At 48.8% G+C, this 2732-nt stretch carries 2 protein-coding genes; both read right to left on the bottom strand.

Annotated elements, in window-relative coordinates:
• Nucleotides 1-763: O-methyltransferase (locus tag H6F80_RS14575; protein ID WP_242067366.1), on the bottom strand; the 763-nt coding region annotated here is incomplete at its 3' end.
• The gene (locus H6F80_RS14570) at nt 760-2016 is read right to left on the bottom strand and encodes a sedoheptulose 7-phosphate cyclase (protein ID WP_190792255.1); all 1257 of its coding nucleotides are present in this window, start codon (nt 2014-2016) and stop codon (nt 760-762) included. The genes H6F80_RS14570 and H6F80_RS14575, both read right to left, overlap by 4 nt.
• Nucleotides 2017-2732: the final 716 nt, after the last annotated feature.

Below are 2732 nucleotides of genomic sequence, written 5' to 3'. Positions count from 1 at the left end.
TGAATCGATCGATCGCCTTTGCATTTTCTGATCGATCAGCTTCTGGCAGATAAACCTGTCCCTGATACAAAGTGTTGTCCACACAGATATAGCCGTTTTGCGATAGAAGGCTGCTGTCCATCAGCTTTTGATAGTACTGAACGTACTCTTTCTTATCGGCATCAATGAACACAAAATCAAACGATTCGCCGCTTGCTGCCAGCTCGTCTATAATTTCCAAGGCTGCCCCCAGCTCGATCCGAATCTTGTCTCCGTGAGGTGACTGATCCAGCAGCGTATGGGCAAACTCTGCCACGTAGGGATCGACCTCGCAGGCAACCAGATAACCGTCGGGAGGCAGGGCCTCTGCCATTGCTAGTGCCGAGTATCCGGTAAACATGCCAATGTCGAGAATGCGGCGCGATCGCGTCATCTGCACGAACAGTTTCAGCGTTTGTCCCTCGACGTGACCCGACAGCATTTCCTGCTCTAGCTGCCGTACTGTTGCACCACTGGTATATTTTGCCTGCCACGGTTCCAGATGAGTTTTCTGGGCGATTCGGGTTAGTGCGGGCGATTCGGGCGTGGTGCAGGCTCCCAGATAAGGGTCGAGTCCGGCGATCAACATCGTGGCTTGCTGAAGATGAAGCGCGAGTTCGTCGGGAACATCTTTCACCTGGGTCAGCATTGCCATTGCAGCTTCTAAGTGGCTGGCGGCGATTCCTACAGGCGTGATCGGGCGGGGCATTTCAGCAACAACTTGATTGACAATTCCCTGGGTCATAGATTGCTCCCTACCAATGCTGGCATTTCAACAGAAGTCATCGACTCGCGATCGCCCACATAAGCATCGACGCCGGCTCCCTCACGCGGATAGGAGGCACAGAGATCTTTGTGCGCTTTGATGCAGCCATCTAGCTCGTCGCGAGTCAGATCGCTGATAAAGTAACACTCACCGATCGGACAGGGAACTGCCGCACGGAGGAGACCATCGCGGGTGAGCGTAATCGATTGGGTTGCTTGCCACATCAAATCGCTTTCCATCATTGGATGGTCGAGTGCCAGCCCTAGTCGGCTCATCAGTCCCAGGATGCGATCGCGATCGGCAGTTGAGATATAGCCTCTTTGGGCTGCCAGCGTTGCCGACAAAGCCATGTCGATATTGACCGCATGCCCGTGGAGCAGGGGCGGTTCGGGTGCAAGTTCCAAAGTTGGGCTCCAGGTGTGACCGTAGGCAATGACGCGATCGAGCATAATCTCATGCAGGTTGCAGGTCTCTAAATCCAGCATGGTTTTGATCGATTCGTAATTGACCCGATTGCCGATCTCTTGCAGCGTTGCGTCGTTGTCCTGATAGCCAAAGTGCGTGTAAAGCAAATCTTCGCCGTGGCGATCGAGTAAATCGAAGACTTCTGCGTTGGCAACGACAGCAATTTTGACCAGTTCTGCCATGCCGTTGCGGATTTGATCGACGGGCAGCGTTTTGAGGAACGAAAAATCCAGGAAGATTTCCTTGGGCGCGTGGTAGGCGCCGAGGCGGTTTTTGAGTTTGCCGTGATTCACTGCCACTTTGATCGCAATTCCAGCATCGATTAAACCAATCAAGGTGGTGGGAATGCGAATATAGTTTGTGCTGCGGCGATAGGTAGAGCAGGCAAATCCGGTGACATCCAGCACTAAACCGCCGCCGATCACCAGCACAGGTTCTTTGCGTCGCAGGTTAAAACGACAAAATGCATCAATGATTGTCTCAAACGTATCGATCGTCTTATCGGGCTCCTCAATCACAACCGGAAACACTATCAGTTCAATTCCGTAGTGCTGAAAGTAAGCTTCGAGCTGCGGCCCATAAAGACGATGAACATTGTGATCCACGATCGCTAAACAGCGTCCCAATACTTTGTAGTGAGCTGCCAGATCGGGCTTCTGGATATCAAACATTCCATCGACGAATTGAAAGCCAAAATCAATTTTTTCGTAGCCTTCAACCCGAAATCCCGTATCCGTTGTGTGCAGTTGGGCTTGTACGTTGCTCATAGTTCTTTGCTCGGTCGTTAATAAGTCTGGGAATGGTGAATCAACATGAAAAGGCGATCGTCTTCAGCCCAACGGATGCAAACTTGCTGATCACAGGAGACATCACTGAATTGATGCAGTCCCAAATCGGAGATAGCAAATTTACAAAATCGCTGAGCGTTCTCTTAATCAGGTCAAAACCTTGCTGTTCAGAACCTGACAACCGCGAACATTTTGTTTAGTTAGAATGATGAATTTCTGGTTAGCCTTGGGCAATAGCAGCCCAGTCTGTTGCGAGAAAGTACGAACAGATAAAGACGCGAATTCGGATCGATTTGGCGAACTCCCAGAAAATGATGTAACTAAAAATACCGTTAGCCTGAATCATTGAGGAGCATCACCCTACAACTGCAAGTAGCGTAATCAGTCTGTGGGATAGCTAAACACTGTCGAAAGTGAGAGAGCCTTTCTACCCAAAGGTAGAGAAACTCTGAAAGGTGAAAAATACGTTAAGTAGAGAAACAGAGCTAGTAAACTTCGGTGAACTGCCTTCTCTAAGGGTTAAATCAGTAAACCGCTGATTTACAGATGTCAGAGTAAAACTATCAAACTATTATCGTAAAACGATAAGAAGTTTTCTAAACAAAGCTGCGTTTCCCCAATAAAAACTAAAGGATTACAAGCAAAACTCTAATTTTTTTAATTCTCTTTGTTTAATCCTCTTTTAATCGACCATT

The sequence above is a fragment of the Leptolyngbya sp. FACHB-711 genome (assembly GCF_014695615.1).
Taxonomy (GTDB): domain Bacteria; phylum Cyanobacteriota; class Cyanobacteriia; order Elainellales; family Elainellaceae; genus Leptolyngbya_A.
The sequence above is the reverse complement of the archived record's forward strand: the minus strand, read 5'-3'. Positions and strand labels throughout refer to the sequence as shown.